The sequence below is a fragment of the Paenibacillus sp. 01T424 genome, from assembly GCF_056398745.1.
Genome location: NZ_JBFTPZ010000038.1, coordinates 1 through 19,438, shown reverse-complemented (window position 1 = coordinate 19,438; position 19,438 = coordinate 1). Strand labels below are relative to the sequence as shown.

At 43.1% G+C, this 19,438-nt stretch carries 19 protein-coding genes; 11 read left to right on the top strand and 8 right to left on the bottom strand.

The features are described from left to right. Window positions 1-128 precede the first annotated feature (128 nt). The 3 genes from AC1DPK_RS24860 to AC1DPK_RS24850 all read right to left on the bottom strand — a co-directional run bounded on the left by AC1DPK_RS24860 (window position 129) and on the right by AC1DPK_RS24850 (window position 2,411). Window positions 129-785 carry a transmembrane-type terpene cyclase gene (locus tag AC1DPK_RS24860; protein WP_441880929.1) on the bottom strand — a complete coding sequence of 219 codons (657 nt, stop codon included), beginning with the start codon at window positions 783-785 and terminating at the stop codon, window positions 129-131. A gap of 244 nt (window positions 786-1,029) precedes the next feature. Next, window positions 1,030-1,464, bottom strand: a complete 435-nt coding sequence (locus tag AC1DPK_RS24855; RefSeq protein WP_441880930.1) for a YciI family protein — start codon at window positions 1,462-1,464, stop codon at window positions 1,030-1,032. A gap of 134 nt (window positions 1,465-1,598) precedes the next feature. Next, entirely contained in the window at window positions 1,599-2,411 is an 813-nt protein-coding gene (locus tag AC1DPK_RS24850) for an alpha/beta fold hydrolase (RefSeq protein WP_477511943.1), read from the bottom strand. 302 nt (window positions 2,412-2,713) lie between these two features. Here AC1DPK_RS24850 and AC1DPK_RS24845 point away from each other — a divergent pair, with 302 nt between their 5' ends. Together AC1DPK_RS24845 and AC1DPK_RS24840 are read left to right on the top strand one after the other, a co-directional pair. Beyond that, window positions 2,714-3,628: a GNAT family N-acetyltransferase gene (locus AC1DPK_RS24845; protein WP_441880932.1), complete on the top strand. Its 915-nt coding sequence runs from the start codon at window positions 2,714-2,716 to the stop codon at window positions 3,626-3,628. A gap of 24 nt (window positions 3,629-3,652) precedes the next feature. Beyond that, on the top strand, window positions 3,653-4,099 hold the full coding sequence (locus tag AC1DPK_RS24840) for an acetyltransferase (protein ID WP_441880933.1): 447 nt from the start codon (window positions 3,653-3,655) through the stop codon (window positions 4,097-4,099). A gap of 62 nt (window positions 4,100-4,161) precedes the next feature. Here the strand turns inward: AC1DPK_RS24840 and AC1DPK_RS24835 are convergent, their stop codons facing one another. Both AC1DPK_RS24835 and AC1DPK_RS24830 read right to left on the bottom strand, forming a co-directional pair. Further along, window positions 4,162-4,881 carry an ankyrin repeat domain-containing protein gene (locus tag AC1DPK_RS24835; protein ID WP_441880934.1) on the bottom strand — a complete coding sequence of 240 codons (720 nt, stop codon included), beginning with the start codon at window positions 4,879-4,881 and terminating at the stop codon, window positions 4,162-4,164. A gap of 29 nt (window positions 4,882-4,910) precedes the next feature. Next, on the bottom strand, window positions 4,911-6,419 hold the full coding sequence (locus AC1DPK_RS24830; protein ID WP_477511942.1) for an S-layer homology domain-containing protein: 1,509 nt from the start codon (window positions 6,417-6,419) through the stop codon (window positions 4,911-4,913). A gap of 238 nt (window positions 6,420-6,657) precedes the next feature. On the opposite strand from AC1DPK_RS24830, the gene AC1DPK_RS24825 reads away from it, so the two are divergent. The 4 genes from AC1DPK_RS24825 to AC1DPK_RS24810 all read left to right on the top strand — a co-directional run bounded on the left by AC1DPK_RS24825 (window position 6,658) and on the right by AC1DPK_RS24810 (window position 13,087). After that, entirely contained in the window at window positions 6,658-7,614 is a 957-nt protein-coding gene (locus AC1DPK_RS24825) for a nucleotidyltransferase domain-containing protein (protein ID WP_477511941.1), read from the top strand. A 7-nt stretch (window positions 7,615-7,621) separates the two neighbouring features. Further along, a complete protein-coding gene (uvrA, locus tag AC1DPK_RS24820) occupies window positions 7,622-10,528 on the top strand; it encodes an excinuclease ABC subunit UvrA (protein ID WP_477511940.1) in 2,907 nt (968 codons plus the stop codon). A gap of 168 nt (window positions 10,529-10,696) precedes the next feature. After that, window positions 10,697-11,863 carry an MFS transporter gene (locus tag AC1DPK_RS24815; RefSeq protein ID WP_339203852.1) on the top strand — a complete coding sequence of 389 codons (1,167 nt, stop codon included), beginning with the start codon at window positions 10,697-10,699 and terminating at the stop codon, window positions 11,861-11,863. 219 nt (window positions 11,864-12,082) lie between these two features. Then, on the top strand, window positions 12,083-13,087 hold the full coding sequence (locus AC1DPK_RS24810) for an alpha/beta fold hydrolase (protein WP_441880960.1): 1,005 nt from the start codon (window positions 12,083-12,085) through the stop codon (window positions 13,085-13,087). Window positions 13,088-13,246: 159 nt separating this feature from the next. Here the strand turns inward: AC1DPK_RS24810 and AC1DPK_RS24805 are convergent, their stop codons facing one another. Continuing rightward, a complete protein-coding gene (locus tag AC1DPK_RS24805; RefSeq protein ID WP_441880938.1) occupies window positions 13,247-13,666 on the bottom strand; it encodes a GNAT family N-acetyltransferase in 420 nt (139 codons plus the stop codon). 194 nt (window positions 13,667-13,860) lie between these two features. On the opposite strand from AC1DPK_RS24805, the gene AC1DPK_RS24800 reads away from it, so the two are divergent. From AC1DPK_RS24800 to AC1DPK_RS24780, 5 genes are all read left to right on the top strand, one after another. After that, window positions 13,861-14,364: an ankyrin repeat domain-containing protein gene (locus AC1DPK_RS24800; protein WP_477511939.1), complete on the top strand. Its 504-nt coding sequence runs from the start codon at window positions 13,861-13,863 to the stop codon at window positions 14,362-14,364. Window positions 14,365-14,503: 139 nt separating this feature from the next. Further along, complete coding sequence (locus AC1DPK_RS24795) at window positions 14,504-15,136, top strand: hypothetical protein (RefSeq protein ID WP_339203848.1); 633 nt, start codon at window positions 14,504-14,506, stop codon at window positions 15,134-15,136. A 165-nt stretch (window positions 15,137-15,301) separates the two neighbouring features. Beyond that, window positions 15,302-15,931, top strand: a complete 630-nt coding sequence (locus tag AC1DPK_RS24790) for a DUF4004 family protein (protein ID WP_441880940.1) — start codon at window positions 15,302-15,304, stop codon at window positions 15,929-15,931. Window positions 15,932-15,945: 14 nt separating this feature from the next. Continuing rightward, entirely contained in the window at window positions 15,946-16,632 is a 687-nt protein-coding gene (locus AC1DPK_RS24785) for a hypothetical protein (RefSeq protein ID WP_441880941.1), read from the top strand. Next, window positions 16,625-17,296, top strand: a complete 672-nt coding sequence (locus tag AC1DPK_RS24780) for a hypothetical protein (protein ID WP_441880942.1) — start codon at window positions 16,625-16,627, stop codon at window positions 17,294-17,296. The genes AC1DPK_RS24785 and AC1DPK_RS24780 overlap by 8 nt, the downstream gene beginning before the upstream one ends. Before the next feature lie 107 nt (window positions 17,297-17,403). Here AC1DPK_RS24780 and AC1DPK_RS24775 read toward each other — a convergent pair whose 3' ends face one another. Both AC1DPK_RS24775 and AC1DPK_RS24770 read right to left on the bottom strand, forming a co-directional pair. Then, on the bottom strand, window positions 17,404-19,155 hold the full coding sequence (locus tag AC1DPK_RS24775; RefSeq protein ID WP_441880943.1) for a methyl-accepting chemotaxis protein: 1,752 nt from the start codon (window positions 19,153-19,155) through the stop codon (window positions 17,404-17,406). A gap of 113 nt (window positions 19,156-19,268) precedes the next feature. Next, window positions 19,269-19,412, bottom strand: coding sequence for a tautomerase family protein (locus tag AC1DPK_RS24770; protein ID WP_477511975.1), 144 nt, complete (start codon window positions 19,410-19,412; stop codon window positions 19,269-19,271). Between the last annotated feature and the right edge of the window lie 26 nt (window positions 19,413-19,438).

The window sequence follows — 19,438 nt, the reverse complement described above, 5'->3', positions numbered from 1 at the left end:
AGTTTATAAAGATGGCTGTTTAGAAGAAAAGGACTTATGATACTGCACGAAGCAAAGCGATCATTCTTGATGCAGCCGAGCAATTATTTGCCGAGCAAGGTTATTCCGCAGAAATCCGCTAGCAGGCATTAGGCATTGATATGCGGTGTTTTATTGATCGTATGTTTGTGAACGGTTTTAATTGAAAGCCTATAAACAAGTAGGATATAAACAATGTCCAGTACAAGGATCAAAACATACATGATAAACAATAGTAGAGATTGCGGAAAGAGCGAGAAGCAGAGGATGGAGGCGAATAAAGTGCCTATCATTTTGAAATAAGCGATAGACAGGGATTGTCCCTTCAAGTCTTTGATCATCAGCATTCGGATGAAGAGAATCGACATGAGCAGATTGATGCCAAAGGCCGAATAAATGCCCATCTTATCATGGAATTCAACCGCCATACCATAATGCAGCAGAAATGCGATTACAAGCAGCGCGAAAACAGAAGCGTGAATAACGCGTTTAGGATAGGTGCCTTTGGAATAGTAGAGGAATTGAAGCAGAATAATGCAGTCAAGCAAGAACCACACTAAGGTCCCGATTTGCTGAAGCGGGTGAAACGGCATAATAAAGGTAAATAGAAATTCCCAAGTAATATTTGCACATATGCAGGCGAGCGGCATTCCACAGGCTTGATCCTTAAACCCTTTGTAAATAACGAGAATATAGACGATCGTCCAAAATAGTGCTACCCCAAACATGAGAAGAAACTCTACTTTTAAAGGCAACAGATGCTCCATATAACGACAATCGCATCCTTTCTAATATGATTCGCCCAACTAGTACAGGCATCTAGCTTGTCTATCTATATGAAATTAGTATGTCCTGTAGACCCTTGAACGAAAAAAGAGAAGAATTGTTATGCCCACAAAGGGAAGCCAGGCTATTGTTAGTTGGAAAATGAAAAAGGAGATCGACAAGGATCTCCTTTCTCAAAACTTAGCGTTTTTAACAAATTAATAGCGTGGTGAAGAGAGGATGAATTCACGTATTCTTTTGGTCGACAACTTGTTTACGAAGCTCCATTTCCTTTGCAAGGGTTTCGGGATTGTTCATTAAGTCTTCTGCCTCGAATACTTGTCGGAGCTCAATTACGCCTTGGCCAAATCCATGGGGATCCGGAAAACGAAGGGCCCATTCAACGGCTTCTTCTCTGGATTTGACTTCAATCAACGTGTAACCGGCAATTAATTCTTTGGCTTCCGTAAACGGCCCGTCTATCACCTTCGGCTTGCCACCTGGTTCCGGATAAGAAATCCGAATGCCGCTGGAGCTTGGCAGCAGTCCATCAGCAGCAAGCAAGACACCGGCTTTTACCAACTCCTCGTTATACTTCTGCATAGCATTAATGAGCTCCAAGCTTGGCATAACTCCAGCCTCTGAATCTGTTGTAGCCTTTACAATCATCATAAATCTCATAGGTGTATTCCTCCTATTTTTTAGTAAAGCTTATACCGATTGAAGTAAGTCCGATAATTCAGCTTCTACTTATTCGACGAATTAATCATCGATAGATCGACATCTCATCTACATCTATTCGTTATTATTTTTATTTAGTGATTGTTCTTAAAAAAAGCGATAAGCTCCACAGAGATTCGTTTGGCGTCGAGCTTCTTGGTATGTCCAAGCCCTTTTTTACTAACGAGCTGGGCATGTGGGAGCACCTTAGCAATGGCCTGGGCACCCCGCCGCAGTGAAGCTGGACTTTCGGTTCCTTCAATCACCAGCGTTGGCATTGTAACCGTACTCCAAAGCTTGGCAGGAAGTGGTTTTCCATCCATAAAGCCATCCAATAATGCTGCATCGTAGGGGAGTGTATGAGCGACAGCCATAAGGTTAGACCAAACGCTTGGCATCATGCGCATCATGGCAACTATAAAGGAGGGGGCTCCCATGCCTTTAGTCATAAAATATTTGATGGCATCTGCACGGCGATTTTGTGCAATCAGCTTCATGACCTGTTCTGCAAAGTCTTTCGGCGCTTTGCGATCTGCTGCATCGACAACAAATGGCGGCTCATGTAAAACCAGTTTTGTGATATTAGCTCCATTCGAAGCGGCCTGTAGGGCGAGAACTGCTCCAGATGACAGTCCCCAAACATATGCTGAGCCGCCAGCCTCTTCAATCATCGCCTTAAGGTCATCGATTTCATGGGTTGTGTCATATGGCTGTGTATCGCCGCTATCGCCGCGGCCGCGGCGGTCGTAGTTGTAAACCGTAAAGTGCTCGCTCAATAATTGTGCTAGCTGTACTTGTGCGGGGAATTTTCGGTAACTGAAAGCACCCGCTACTAATAGGAGTGCTTGCCCTTTACCCATTTTGTCATATGCGATTTTGGTTCCGTCTTTAGAAGTTGCGGTATACATTTGATTGCCTCCTTAGAATAAATAGCCTTATGTCTTTATTAAGACGACGAACCGCTGATGGGAATATCGACACCATTTCATAAACAATTTAAAAATATTTTGCTTGCTGTTTAAAAGCAAAAACGAGGGTTATGTAAACTTGTATAAAATGAAGGATTGAAAGGGATTTGCTATCTAAAGCGCAGGATTATTTGTTTATATCTATTTTATCCCTAGTATCTCTGATTTGCAGTAACTATGCTTAAATAGTTGTAGATCGTCAAAGGCGCAACCGAATAGCAGTTTGAGAGGAATGTAAGCAAATGAGAATAGAGTGCGGGCATTATAAAGAAGATGATTTTATCAGGGTTAGAGATTTTCTGATAAATATATTTGGAAAATGGTCTGTTGGTCATGTATTTATGCCAGCCCGGTGGGAATATATCGTTTTTCATCCCAATATCGTACCACTGAAACAAGCTGGAGTGTTCGAACAAATCGGACTGTGGGAAGAAGATGGAGAAATAGTAGCAGTTGCTCATTTCGAGAGCGAACTAGGCGAGGTATATTTGGATGTAGACCCGAATTATACATTCCTGTATTCGGAAATGATTGAATACGCGGAAGCGAATTTATATGAAATAAAAGAAGATGGCCGGAAAAGTATAGAGTTTCATGTGGATGAGAGCAATGAAGCATTGAAAGCTTTATTAGAAGAAAGAGGATATATACGGGATGCTGCTCTCTATGAGGTTTACTCCGGCAGGTCAATCGTAGATGAGCTCCCTGATCTGAAGCTGCCTGAAGGACTTCAAGTAAGAAATATTCGGAAAAAAGAAGATGATGGACGCAGGCTGCGCGTTTTATGGCGGGGCTTTGATCATGCTGGCGAACCGGACCCCAAAGATTTATGGAATTCAGGCTATATGCAGAGTGCACCTGGATATGATCCTTCTATAAATATCGTAATTGAAAATGAAGAAGGGAATTTTGTTGCGTATGCAGGGTTCTGGTATGATCATCTTAGTCGAGCAGCCTATATTGAACCTGTTTGTGTAGATCCGGATTACCGGCGTATGGGACTAGCAAGCATTGCACTTACGGAAGGAATGCGGAGATGCAGGCTTTTAGGTGCTGAAAATGTATATGTCGCATCGGATGCAGGTTTATATAAATCACTTGGATTCTCGCAGGTTAGTATTAGTTATTCCTGGTTAAAACAACTCTCTGACAAATGAGTGAATGAATACGGAGGATGAGTTATGATAAACAAAATTGTTCCCTATCAAGAAAACGATCACGATAAATTAGTGGATATTTGGTATCAGGCTGTGCGACATACGCACACATTTTTGACAGATAAGGATATTGCATTCTATCATCAGATGCTTCAAAATGGTGCGTTAAAGGAAGTTGAGATTTGGGTAGAGGTAAATGAAAACAAAGTACCGACAGGGTTCATTGGGCTTGATGGAACAAAGATCGAGATGCTTTTCGTACACCCCGATAACCACGGAAGGGGTATAGGCAGTCGATTAATAAAACATGCCGAAGCATTAAAAGGCAGCAGTCTCCAAGTCGATGTCAATGAGCAAAACGAAGGAGCATTCACCTTCTACAAACGATATGGTTTTGTACAGCAAGGACGCTCTGAACTAGACAGTTCAGGACGACCATTTCCGATACTTCACTTAGTATTAAAGCGTTGAAATAAATATACAAAAGAACAACCCACTCCACGTAGGTTGTTCTTGTATAAATTATCGTTCCGCTATTTCTGTGCACCAGCTTGCTGCAAGGCTTCAATCATTTCTTTAAAACCCCGGTTCTGGGCATGCTTCAGCGGGGTTACGCCTTCTGAATCCGCAAGATTTACATTAGCGCCGTGATCGATTAATAATCGCACGATCGCCTGATGATCTGCTCCGCCATCCCCGAGAATAATAGCCTCAAGAAGTGCGGTCCATCCAAGCTGATTCACATGATCGATATTGACGTCGGATGTGGTTAGCAGCTCCCTTACAATCTCAACATGTCCACGATCTGCAGCTGGAATGAGTGCGGTACCGCCAAAGCGATTGGTGATGGTTGTATCTGCGCCGGCAGCTATCGATGCTTGAACGAAGTCCATCAGCCCCTCTGCGCCTGAATAAAGGAGCGGGTTGTCATAGCGACTGTCTTGAATATTGATATTTGCTCCTTTTTCTATAAAGAGGTTAAACACATCGAGCTGGTTCGTATGCACTGCAATCATTGCAGAGGTTCTGCCTTGATCGTCGGTCGCATTGATGTCGGCACCTTCGGCTAGTAGCTTAGTTATTGACGCTCGATCTCCTTGTTTTGCTGCTGCTAACAAAGCTTTATTCAACTTGTCCATTTCGTTGTTCACCGATTGGGCTGCATGCTGCTCATCATTTGTTAATTCCTGATCATTATTTTCCTGACAGCCCGAAATGATAAGAGCTAGCATGATTATAATTAACCGCAACATCACACACCCATCCTTTCTCAGAAATTAATTTATTTTAAGGACATTGTAACATCTTGGGCGGTTGCCCACGAGCCTATCGGTTTTACTGTGTACGTTGTTCCTGGCGTTAATTTCGTGTCTTTCGCCAAATCAAATACGCCAACTGCGCCTTTACGGCTGGAATATTTATAGGAAGCAACGATCTTCTCGCCAGTTGGCGCCGTTAACTCAACACTGCGGCCAGAGAATAGTTCATCTCCAGGGTCTTGTGCTAGAGTCAAGAGAATCGAAGTTTCACTAGCAGCTTCAGCACCAGTTAACTGCAAGGTTGGTATTTCTTTTGCTACAAAGGAAGCGTTCGCGATAGCAGCCCAATCTGACGTTACCATATAAGTCACGCCCGGCTTCAATGTTTGCCCTTCGGGAAGGCGGAATTTAGGCTCCTGCTTGCCATCTGTTGATTGTGTGAAAGGTACATATTTCGCAATGATCGGTTGACCGCCTTCAGGTGTAATCGTCACTTGGCGAGCTTGCATTGAAGAAATGATTTGGAATGTCTTGCCGCCTGCTTGGTTGTTCTCATCGAGGATGAATGCATTCGCACCTCGACCGCCGCTATAGGCTGAGATGATATAGCCATAGTCAGTTACTCCGTTTGCTTGCAGCGCTTCTACCTCAAACGTATCATTTGTTACTTGGCTTGCTGTTGTCATATTTACTTTCGTTGCATTTCCAGTAAAAGAAGCGGCATGTTGTCCTTTATAAGTGAGATTATAGGTTGTGCCTGCTTGCTGAACGGAAGTAGGAACGATATAGGTTGCGATGGAACCGGTTTTTAGACGCGGCATATTGGTTAAAGTAAGACCATCGTTAAATGCAAAATCTGTTTTTGCCTTCGTGAATTCTTCATCCGTTGTCGTAAGCGGTTTATCGAAAGTCACGATGAGGGTAATGGCATTTAGCGTTTGGACGTTTGTGATTTTAGCTTGGTCCGATGGAATAGCCTTGTGAGCGGTTTGCAACAAATAAGCAGCTTCGCCGCGGGTTAAGTTATTATTCGTAGAGCTGAACGGACTGGCCCATGCATTCACGGACTTGAGATCACGCTTTAATGCTTTGGATACGGCTTGAATCAGCTCTTCATCTGAGACCACAGCTCGAGGCCCAAATTGACCGTTCTCAGCTTGCATGATGCCAAGCGCTACAACCGTTGCAGCATAATCTTCATACCAAGCATTCGGACTCACATCCGTTAAGGTTACTGTATTTGGAGCAGTGTCTTCGAGAAGGAAAGTTTTTACGATCATTTTGGCAAGTTCGGCACGATTAATGGGGTTTAGGGTACCCGTGGATTGGTCGGGATAACCTTGCATAACACCAAGCTTTACGAGCTCATTAACAGCTGCTTCTATATCTTTATTGGATAATGGTGAGGATGCAGAAACTTTTGTAATGACTGCTGGTGCTGCGGATACGTTCATAACAGCATACGGAATGGTCGATGCTCCAAGTGCAGCTGCAACCAAAAGGGCTGCTGCTTTTTTCTTATAGTTTCTCATTTGTAAATCCTCCTCAGATCGTTTCGTTTGTTATTGCCTGTTTCTATAATAGAGGATAGAGTTAAACGCCCAAGAAACCAGTTATTAATAAAATATAAAATCCACATAAACATTCTCGAAATTATGTTCAGAGATTGACCAACAAATAAATGGAACAAACATATTATAATTGATAGATTAATCCTATTTCTGGTATATATTAATAGAAGATAGTCTAAAGTTCGGAAAGGGGAGGCTCATGGAATTGCAAAAAGTCGGTGAGGACAAAAGGAAGCTGCTTATAGAGTCACTGAGTCAATTTGTCGAAAAAATTAAGCAGGATGAGCAGATCATTGCAGCAGTACTCTTCGGCAGCCTGTCCTATGATCAAGTATGGGAGAAATCAGACATTGACCTCAAGCTGATCGTTCACGACCAGAAGCTAAAGAACAGTTATGTTTGTTTTGTAGAAAATGATGTTCCGATCAACACCAGCATTCAGACGCGCAATGAGTTTAAAAGGTGGATGGAACGTTCCGTCAGCGGCTCATTTCAGCAGTCAATGCTTGTACGGAGTACACTGCTGTTCACAAAGGATGAGTCTATAACGCAATATTTTGAACAAATTCGTTATGTTGGCGATCGCGACAGGCAGCTTCAACTGCAACGTCTTGGCTGTCATGTGCTCAGTCTGCTTTCCAAATCGGAGAAATGGCTGTATGTGAAGCAAGATGCAGCTTACAGCGCTTTCTGGTTGATCAAAATGATTGATGTACTGGCGCAAATCGAAGTGCTGCTTCATGCGGAAGTTCCGATGCGGGAGGCGGTTCAGCAGGCATTGGTACATCATCCGGATTTTTTTACCAAGGTCTACACGGAGCTAGTATGCGAACAGGTTACCGAACCGAAGGTTCGTGCAGCTATAGAGCTTGTGAACCATTATTTAGATGAAAGAGCGGAGTTTTTGTTTCAGYCAGTGCTCGCATACTTGAAAGAGGAAGGCGACGTTCGCACCGTGACGGATATCGTCATGAAGTTCAGCACGGTTATTGATATTGATGCAGGCTCCATAGCAACAGCTTGCGATTGGCTGGCTGAGAAAGGGCTTCTAATGAAGCTGGAATCGGAGAGAAAAGCGACGCCGAAAAGCCGAATCATGCTGCTCGAGCCCGCTTATTTGTATGAGGAATTCGATGAGCCAATCTGGGGGATGTGATTAACTTATGAGACAGTTTATTGAAGTTAAGGGTGCAAGACAAAACAACTTAAAAAATATAGACGTGAACATTCCGCGGGACAAGCTGACGGTCATCACGGGTGTCAGCGGATCGGGGAAGTCGTCGCTGGCGTTTGATGTGATTTATGGAGAAGGCCAACGTAGATTTTTGGAATCGCTTTCAACGTTTGCTAAGAGTCGGATGAACCAGCTTAAGAAAGCGGATGTTGATTTTGTGTTTGGACTGTCCCCTGTCATTGCTATCGAGCAAAAAAAAGGAATTGTTAATCCGCGTTCAACCGTTGGTACGATGACGGATATTTATGATTTTATGAGGCTGCTCTTCGCATCGGTTGGAGAAGCCTGCTGCCCATTCTGTGAGCATCCCGTACCGATTAGATCAGCAGGACAAATGATCGATCATATCCGTCAGCTGCCAATCGGGACAGAACTTGAGGTGCTTGCTCCGGTTTATAAAATTTATGGTGAAAAATATGAAACAACCTTCGATGAAATTCGTTCCAAAGGGTTTCGAATGATTCGTATAGACGGGAATAAGCATAGTCTCAGTGATACGATCGAGCTGGATGAAGAGGCAGATTACCGAATAGAAGTTGTTGTCGACAAGATTATTGTCCAGCCGGATTCGTTTAAGGCGCTTGTGAAGACAATTGAGAACAGCTTAAAGCTGGTCGGGGAAGGTTTTATCCGATTCGATATCGCAAATACTCCAGAGGAAACGAAGCTCGACCGTGATCGGTTCTACCAGGGCTTTGCATGTCCAGAGCATCAGCTTACTATGGGAGAGTTGCGCGCGAATTACTTTTCTTTTAACGATCCAAGCAGTGCTTGCAGCACTTGCGGCGGTATTGGAACGTTTATGCGAGCCGAAGCTAGGTTCCTGATTAAAAGCGCGGACAAAAGCATTAACAAAGGAGCAATTGATGCGAAGCTTCTTGGTCCAAGCACCGGCACTTGGCATTGGTCAAGCGTACGGAGTCTTGCGAGCCATTACGGGTTCAGCTTGGATACACCTTACATGGATTTGCCGGAGGAGATCAAGAACATCCTGATGTACGGTACAAAAGGTGAGAAATTCCCTTTCCTCCCTGGGGAGGAAGCCTCAAAGTCGCAATTCCGTCATGCTGGCAAGCTAATGAGCTTTGCTGGTTTAGTTCATATTATCAATTGGTGGTACAAGCTATACTTAAAACGTAAAACACAATCCACAGGTGAGGATGAGTTTTATAAGCGTGTGATGGTCGAGCATACTTGTCCCGATTGTGAAGGGAAGAAGCTGCGGCCGCAGCGATTCCGTGTGAAGGTAGGAGGCGCAGACATTCATGAGCTAAGCAACTATTCGCTTGTTGAATTAAATGCATTTCTGTCATCCGTAAAGTATGCGGAGCAGCAAGCTAATGTGGGTCAGCAGGTTGCTTCCGAAATCCAATCGCGATTAAACCTGCTGCTTGATATTGGGCTTGATTATTTAAGTCTTGGACGCCGCTCCGATACAATTTCTGGCGGTGAGGCACAGCGAATTCGTCTCTCTACGCAAATTAGTTCGGGACTAATGGGGATGCTTTACGTGCTGGACGAGCCGAGTATCGGCTTGCACGCGAGAGACTCCATTCGTATTATCGACACGTTGAGAAAGCTTCGTGATATCGGCAATACAATTATTGTTGTGGAGCATGATATGGATACGATCTGCAGTGCCGATCACATTATCGAAATCGGTCCAGGTCCAGGCTTGCATGGAGGAAATGTAGTGGCAGAGGGCACGGCTGAACAGCTTCGAGACAACCCAGACTCCATCACAGGTTCTTTTTTGGCGCGCAAACGGAGTATTGAGGTGCAGGCAACACGCAGACAGCCAACTGGGATGACCTTATCGCTGCGAGGAGCGAGGGCGAACAATTTGCGCAATGTTAATGTCGACATTCCGCTTGGCGTTATGGTTTGTATAACAGGCGTCTCTGGTTCTGGCAAAAGCACACTCATCCACGAAGTGATCGGCAAGCAGCTTCATGCCGTCATCCGTGATGCGCGAATTGTTCCTGGAGAGCATGATTCATTGTCGGGGCATGAGCATTTAACTGGCACAATCAACATTGATCAATCTCCGATCGGAAGAAGCACAAGATCCAATCCGGCAACTTACGTAGGTTTCTTTGATAAAATTCGTGATTTATATGCGAAGGCGGCTAGCGCAAGCGGACATACATTGACCAAAAACGATTTCAGCTTCAATCAGAAAAATGGGGGGAGATGCGAAAATTGCCAAGGTGAAGGAATGGTAACGACACAGCTTCAGTTTATGCCGGATGTAGAATCCGTTTGTCCAGTATGCCAAGGAGCTAGGTTCAACGAGGAAGTTCTTGATGTTCGTATTCGTGAGAAGAACATTGCTCAGGTTTTGGAGATGAGCATAGAGGAAGCGGCTTTGTTTTTCTCTGACCAACCTTATATTTTGCATAAATTGAATGTTTTGAATGAGTTGGGTCTAGGATATTTACGACTCGGGCAATCGTCAACGATGCTGTCTGGTGGAGAAGCTCAGCGGATTAAGCTCGCCACGGAGCTCAGTAAATTATCTAGGGGGTCCCACAATCTTTATATTCTCGACGAGCCGACAACGGGCTTGCATCTGCAGGATATTCAGAAGCTGATCGATTGCCTTCATCAGCTCGTAGACGCTGGCCATTCTGTCGTCGTTATTGAACATCATTTGGATATGATTAAAGTAGCGGACTACATCATAGATATGGGACCAGAAGGTGGAAATAACGGTGGGATGGTCGTTGCATGCGGTACGCCTGAGGAGGTAGCAAAGACACAAGGATCACTTACCGGTAAGTTTTTGCGTGAGATGCTTGTAGCTGGGGAACCGTTTAATCTAGAGCTTGCATGATCAATGATATAAGTCGCGGTGAAAATGAATTCAACTGTATAAGTAGGTAAACAAAAACGGCAGAGATGCCGTTTTTTGATTTTGAGCCACATATAAAAGTTCATTTCATGGTAGAATAAAAGATTGAGATAGCTATATTTAAGAAACAAGTGGAGGAACTAAACTTTTATGAAGGCATCAAACTTATTACGAGGCTTTAATTTTTTGTATTTTGCACTACTGGCTATGTTTATTTCATTCCTTCCGGTTTATTTAGATGTACAAGGACTAAGTCCATCGCAAATTGGCTTCATTATAGGAACAGGCGGATTTGTTACGCTCATCGCTCAACCTTTATGGGGGATGATAAGCGATAGAACCAAATCCATTCGTAAAGTATTGTTGGTACTGTTATTTTTCTCAACCATAATTGGTTATTTGCTTTATGATTCCAGCAGTTATCCGCAGCTCATTCTGTACGCGATGCTGCTGTACTTCTTTCTCATGTCCATCGATCCATTAACGGAAAGCTTGAATTTTACAATTGCCGAATCTTCAGGAACCAGCTACGGATCTATTCGTACTTATGGCGCTTTGGGTTATGCCTTAGCAGCGCTGCTTACAGGTTATGTTATCTCTTATTTCGGTGAACATAGCTTGGCGCTGCTTTTTGGAGGAATCGGGTTAATCAGTTTTATTATAGGTTGGATCATGCCCGATGCGCCTGTGACAGGCAAGCCGGTTACCTTAAAAAGTCTCAAACATTTTATTAGCAACAAAGAGACACTAATGTTTCTGCTCTTGGTGTTTATCTGTTCCGTCCCTGCACGAATGAATGATACCTTTCTTGGCGTATACATTCGTGAGCTTGGCGGGAGTACCGAATTGGTTGGTCAAGCATTCTTCTTGGCAGCAGGCAGTGAAATTGTAGTGTTCGCTCTGAGCTTTTGGTGGATGCGCAAAGGTAAAGAGCTGCTTATTATTTCGTTTTCAGCCGTGTTCTATTTCCTTCGGTTTTTCCTCTCAGCTTGGATTACCGATCCGCACATACTCGCGTATTTGCAAATTTTACAGCTGTTGACTTTCCCTGTGTTCTATTCAGCAGCTATTCAGTATCTTTATCGAATAGTACCAACCGAATGGCGCGCGACAGGTCAAACGGTGCTTGCGCTGCTGTTTTTTGGTGTTTCAGGCATTTTAGCCTCCTATGTAGGTGGAGCCGTGTATGGTAGCTTTGGAGGCAAAACATTGTACTTGTCTATTTCCGCCATATCTTTTGTCGGCATGCTGTTTGGTCTCATTCTATATCGGGTTTATGGAAAAAGGCTCTCTGCATCAGATGAAGCTGCATCATAATAGTGATCAGTTTTTTCAATTTGATACATCTATATCATCATAGCCATGAGAAACGACAGCGATGTCGTTTTTTTCATATCTCCATACAGCAGCAAAGTTTAGCGAGGAAATCGTTAATTATGAAGTCAAAATGAAATCATTTATAATGAAAGGATAATAACGTTTTGAAGGAGCCAGCTCTTGAATAGGCAAATAATAAAAATAGGGAAGGTCACTATTATGATCATTGTTCTGATTGTTCTGGTCGGATTGATATTCCCAACGTGGACACCTCGCATTAAAGGTGACAACAGCATAAGTACGTTAGAGCAAGTTGAAATCAATGGTACTGGACATGAAGTGATGATTAGGGGAGTAGACAAACGCAATCCGATTGTCATTTTTGTGCATGGCGGCCCGGGGTGTTCTGAAATTCCGTATGTAAGGAAATATCAAGATCTGCTTGAGAAAAACTATACAATTGTACATTATGACCAGCGCGGGAGCGGGAAATCTTATCATTTTAATGAAGACTATTCTAATCTAACGACTGACGTGCTTGTTGAAGATCTGCTTGCGTTGACCGATTATGTAACCGCGAAATTTGGACAACAGAAAGTGCTGCTCATCGGTCATTCTTTTGGCACATACATTGGGATGAAAGCTGTGTCTAAAGCACCTGACAAGTTTGCGGCTTATATCGGAATTGGGCAAGTGGCTGATACGGTAACGAGCGAATTGGATAGTTTGCAATACGTTATAGAACAGGCGAAGCTGGCTGACAATACCAAGGAAGTGGAAAGATTAGAGTCACTTCGAGAACCAATCGAAAAAGGGGAGGAAACGACGCCTAGATCGATCATTCGAAAATATGGCGGTGCAGCAAGGTTAATTGATGACAACATGGATTATTACAAAGGATTTCTATTTCAGCCTGAGTATAATTTGCTTGATGTTGTTCGCTATTTAAGAGGAATTTCTGTAACGCAAAAGATGCTGCTGGCTGAGGAAGCGAGCAATAATATTATTGATGTAGTGAAGACACTGGATATTCCTTGTTATTTTGTGATGGGGAAATATGATTATATGACATCGGTGAATGCTGCAAAACAATATTTTGACGTGCTGCATGCTCCTGTGAAAGATTTTGTTCTGTTTGAACAATCCGCTCATTATCCGCAATTCGAAGAGAAAGCGTTATTCGCGGAGTGGCTCAATAAAATATGGAAGCAGCTTGCTCACTAGAGGACATGAATGTTTCAATTCTTCATTTATTAGGTAAGAAGGAAAGATGAGGGAGGAGCATCGTCCTATTATTTTTCTTATAATCAGTTTCGACAAGGTTCCCTCCATCTTTCGATGGAGGTTTTTTAATCTGGCGCTCTAATTAGAAAAGCAAAGCGGTTAAAGGTCTTTTTTTAAATAAAAGTGCGTATAACCGCCAGCATTCGGTATCGAACCAAACACCTCGAAACCTTGCTTCTTGTAAAAATCGAGCGCCTGAAAGCTTAAGGTATCCAGCTTTATGAAATCACAGTTTTTCGCTTTAGCTATTTTTTCGGCCTCGTCTAAAAGCTGCTTGCCATACCCGGATTTACGAATTTCGTCCGCAACAAATAAGTACTCAATCTGCATCCAGTTCCAGCATATTTCGCTAAGAAGCCCGCCGAAAATTTGCCCATCAGCGTTTTTGAGAAATAAATTCACCTCCTGATAGCGACCTTTAAGGTCATCAGGAAAATGCTTTAAATTAAAAGCAAACATATTGCTGCTAACATACGATTTATCATCGTTAGTCCATTCATTTGATATGTATAATTCCATACTTCACACGCCTCTCTAATCCCTGCATTTACCTCATGCAAGCAAAAATACCTATCTATTTTAATCTATCACAATTGTTAGAAATAGAAGCAGTAAAAAATAGTTTATAAACGTATTTTATTATAATTGAAATCGTCTATTAAAGTTTGGTAATGTTGTAGAATGAAACCAGTTGAAATGGAGTGGGAAAAAAAATGAATGGTCCGTTGATCGAAGATTTATTTCAARCGATTCAGTCAGGAACTCAGCTAAATAGCTTATTAGAATCGGACCCGAGCCTAGCAAATGCCGAAAATAAGGATGGTCTTACACCACTCGGTTTCGCAGCACATTTTGGCAATAAAGAAGCGGCACAGGTATTGCTTGACTATGGTGCTGACATTAATGCAGTTTCTCATTCCAAGATTTCTTTCATTCCCTCCAATACAGCCTTGCATGCTGCAATAGCAGGCGAAAGAAATATAGATCTCATTAATTTGTTTATGAAACATCATGCCGATACTAATCTTCTGGACAGCAATGGTCATACTTGCTTGCATACTGCAGCTTTTCATGATGATAATATTGAAATCATTCGCATATTGCTTGAGCATGGAGCAAATTTAAACACTGAAGATCGAGAAGGGAATACTGCCTGGTCTCTTGCAGTCAAGCAAGGAAACCATAATGTGGCTGAGTTTCTTCGCAGTAGATTATGAGTCTGGAAAATACTTGCATATAAACAAAGTAAGTAATTGTGGTAATCTATAATTAATGAGCAGAAAGCTTGCTGATGGATAGGCTAGTGAAAAAAACGAGATTTACAAGATGATGCTGTTATAGGAGACGAGTAGAACTATGACAATAAACAATGAGACAACAAATGAGGAAGTAAGCAGTAAGGATTCGGCGATGACCGAGGAGAAATGGGCGGAGCTTATTAAGGCTGTTCACCATAATGGCATCGTAGCTTTAAAAATGCAATTTAACGATGTTGAAGGACAAGTATTGAACCACGAAGCTTATGGCCCAGTTTTTGTATTTCATGTGAAGGATGAGTCGGACAGCGTATATTCCTGCGGATTTTTCTTGCATGAGTTGGTCAACAGATTCCAATCGGGCAATGATCCTGCGGTGTGGATGGCTTCTTTCTTCGTCGATCTTATGGAGATCGAGGGTGGGAAACCTCTCTCACAAGCAGCTGCAAGTGAAGAGGAGGCTAAAGCGGTAATCGACAAAATACTCGTTCCACAATGTATAACAGCTGTGACGGAAGAGTTTGCTCCGGAACAGGTACATGCGGGTCTGGCTTGGAACGAAGAACACGGTCCAGTCTTTGAAGCTGGATTTCCAACGATTAAAGACGGAAACAACGTTTGCGCTATTCCGTTACATCTATTGTTGACACATTTGCAGTTGAACCGGGATCCTGCGGAGCTGCTAATTCAAGGCATGTATAACATCCGAAATGAACATGGCATAAATTCCTAAAATTTTTTCATCAAAAGGCAGCTTCTGATTCGTAATGGAATCGGGAGCTGCCTTTTTCTTTTATGTAAATGAAGAATAGCAAGCCAGCCAAACCTTTCTTTATTGCGATATTCTCATTTACAACGTAACAGTGTTATGTTACGATCATTTCGAGAGGTGATTATAGTGGATAAGGATTTAATTTCGAAAAAGGAGCTGCTGGATTTAACCGGCATTTCGTATGGGCAATTATATCGTTGGAAACGAAAGAAGCTTATTCCTGAGGAATGGTTTATTCGAAAATCAACGTTTACAGGACAAGAAACCTTTTTCCCAAAACAGACGATATTAGCGCGCATCCATAACATCATTAATATGAAGGATGATCTTTCGTTAGATGACCTAGCAGGTAAGTTATCTGATACGTCCGCGATTAATGGTATGACATTGACTGCTGCAGAAATTGGAGAACGTAACATTGTTTCGTCTACGACCCTAAGCAGGTTCGGAGCGTTATCTGGAATTGGTGGACAATATTCTTTTGACGAGCTTGTGCATTTATTTGCAGTTGACTACCTGCTTGGCCTTGGAGAGCTGAGCTTAGAGGAAGCAGAACTGTTGTTTCAAACCTTGAACGAGAAGGTCAGGAAGTTCGAGGGGAAAAGCTGGGATCTATTTTTTATTCGAAAAATGGGGATGACTTCCTTTATCATGGCGCACTCGCCAACTGAATTAGTATTTGACGAGGGTGTCCGACTTGTTGCCAAGCTAAGCTTAGGTGATTTGATTGAACAATTAAAAGGGAAGCTTTCTTAATGGAGGGAAGAGCGATGACGGAATATCAGCTGTCAGATTTAAAGATTAGCGGAGTTAGCGGTGCCGCAGGTGGAAGCTACGATAACGTATCTATAGATGGTGTTGGCAAAGTAAGCGGACCTATTGTTGCGCGAAGGTTTAAGGGAAATGGACATATACGAATGAAGGCACATCTTACGGCAGATGAGCTTGAAGTTAATGGTACGATGGATGTGAAAGGCAATATGAAATTTGGAAATATGAAGGCGGATGGTTTGCTTACTATCGCGGGCGGAGTTAGCGGCGAAAGCTGTGAATTAAATGGCATGATGAGCATAAAAGGTGATTGTGAGCTAGAGCATTTTACAGGTAAGGGCGGCTTCACGGTTGGCGGCTTGTTCAGTGCGGGCCAGCTGGAATTTCAACTGCAAGGCCAAGGAAAAGCGAATGAGATTGGCGTGGAAAACCTGGTCATCAGGCAGGCAGACGTGGGAATGTGGAATAAATTATTCAGTGGAATTATTCCGAAGCTAAAGCCTGAGCTGCGTGTTGGGGTCATTGAAGGCGACAATATTGATATTGAATTTACAACTGCAGATATCGTTAGGGGTAATGTTGTCATCATTGGTCAGGGCTGCTCGATAGGACGAGTAGAATATCGCTCGAAGCTGTCCGTACATCCCGGCGCTGCAATTATGAAGGAGGAGAAGGTTAGTGACTGAGCCTATACGGAATCCATTGAAAGTATTAGGTGAAACAACGTCAGCGGGCGGGTTTTATCAAAATGTGAATATAACAGGCGAATGTAAATTTAACGGTGATGTGGATTGTGAGAAGCTCAGACTGACGGGAGAAGTCAAGATCGCTGGAAATTTAATTGCGAAAGATATGAAGATAACGGGCGTATGTGCCGTTGATGGCAGCTTAAATGGGCTTAGCTTGCAAGGACGAGGTGAGATGAAGTCAAAAGGAAGAGTTAGAGTAGACAAAATTAAATTAACGGGTCAATTGGATGCAGCAGGTGATTGTGAAGCGGAAGAGCTGCACATAAGTGGCGCAGTAAATATCGATGGATTATTAAGCTCAGATCAGCTGGCTATTAGTATGTTCGGACCTAGCTTTGCCAAAGAGGTCGGAGGCAGCAAAATCAAAATTAAAAGAAGCAAAGTGGGAACATTGCTGAGGCTGATGAAATCGATGGACGGGGTTATATTCAATGCGGGGTTGATCGAGGGCGATAACATCGAGCTTCATTATACGAAGGCAAGTATCGTTAGAGGAGAGAATGTAATTATAGGTATAGACTGCGAAATTGAGACGGTGGAATACCGTGATGAACTGAAAATTCATAAGAGTGCAGTTGTGAAAAACAAGGTAAAACTATGATTTTTTTAATACGCCCTGAACAAAATAAGCTTTCCCTATTTAGGTGGGAGGAAATGAATGCGCCGGCAGAGTGTATGCTTTATATCTGCCGACGCATTTTTTTTATTTTATAGTTTGAATTTGCTAATTAATGTTTGCAGCTGCTTGGACATTTCATTAAGTGATACAGCGGAAGCGCTAATTTCCTTCGTAGAATCGAGCTGTGCATCCGATGCATTAGCGACGTCAATAGCAGCCTTTGAAGAGCTTTCAGCTATAGTTGAGAGCTCCTGAACAGAGGAGGCGACTTCCTCAGAGCCCGCTGACATTTGCTCAGATATGGCTGAAACCTCTTGAATCAGCTGAGCAACATTGTGCGTGGCCGCATATATGGTTTGAAATTTATCTCCCGTCTCCTCCGCGATTAACATGCCTTGTGTTACTTCCTTCGTTCCTTCATCCATGGCATGTACCGCCTGYGTTATTTCTCGTTGAATCTCAAGGATTAATACGCCAATTTGAGTGGCAGCCTGATGGGATTGATCAGCTAGCTTCCTAACTTCGCTTGCGACAACTGCAAATCCTTTTCCCTGTTCGCCGGCTCTGGCTGCTTCAATGGCGGCATTCAGTGCCAATAAGTTGGTCTGTGATGCAATTCCAGCAATGACCTCGACAATTTGCACAATTTCGTTAGAGCGATCGCTTAGCGAGTTGATGGAAGCGGACGATTGTTGAACGGATTGATGGATGCCATCCATCTGATGGATAACTTTCGTAATATAGAGATTGCCTTGTGAGGCTTCCTCAGACATATCCTCAGAGGCAACCGCCATACTAGCTGCGGATTCAGCTACACGCTGTATGCCCACTGCCATTTCCTCCATTGCACGAGAGCTTTCGAAGGCTACCTGTTCCTGCGTTTCTGCGCCAACAGCAACCTGGCGAATGCGGTGTGAAACCTCACTAAGCGACTTCGAATTTTGCTCGGCATTCGTTGCTAGTTCATTCGCTTGAATCGTTGCTTGATGGGCATTTTGCTGTACACCATTAATCATGTCTCGTAAGCTTAATATCATTTCATTGAAACGGGCATTCAATAAGCCTAATTCATCCAGACGATTAGTGGGCAGACTCACATCAAGCTGACCCTCGCTAACTTTACGAAAAGCACCGTTCAACTCTTTAATAGGTGAAAGCAATTTGCGCAGCACAACAATTTGGATAAACAAAATGACGAGAAGCGCTGCTATCAGAACGGACAACGTCCATAGGAGCAGCTCTTTTTTTCCTTCGGAGACGATATCCGCATGAAGATCAATCGCAAATGCCGCAATGACATTGTTCTGCTCATCCATGATGGGATGAACGACGGTTATCCATTGTCCATAACGGTTTGTGTAAATGTCTGTTGTTGCTGCTTTTTTGCTTTCGAGCAACTTTTTCATGACCTTCAGCATGACGGGGGATTGCTCATAAGCGGTGCCCGGCGTGTAGCCGGAGTCAATATAGTCTTGCGGGACGGCTAGCAGAATCGGCGTTTTTCCTTGTGCGATATCAACAGAGTATAAATAGGATTGGGATACACTGTTGTTCGTATTTTGAAAATGTGCTATTTTCCCAATAAGTTTTTTGTGGAGCGGACTGTTTACGTCATGATTTTGGAAAGCTTCTTTAACTTCGGCTAATTCGAATTCACTTGCAGCAAGCGCTGCAAAACCTTCTGCCTGTTGATTTAAGGTTTTGACTAAAACTCGTTCTTGGATAAAATAGCTGGCTGTAATGAGGATAAGCGCAATCAAGACGATGTTCAAACCGGAGAGAAGCAGGTTTTTTCCAAAAAAAGATAGTTTCATTTGTTTAGAATTGCTGATTTGTTTCATCGTTAGGTAAACCCCTTTTCTAAGCAACAGTTATCAAAACAAATAGCCACCATCATTGGCGGTACCGATCTCACCGTCCAATAAAGTGGCTGAATTTATGCAGGTGGAAGTCACTACGTATGTTTAGGCGGAGCGATAATTTCTGCTGCTGGAACACCGGCAATTCCCCAATGGGTGGAGGGGATTTCTGTAACTAAAATGCGAATTCGCTCCTTTGGAGAGTTCAATTCTGCTGCAATGGTCTCTGTTACGCTCAATTCTGCTGCAATGGTCTCTGTTACGC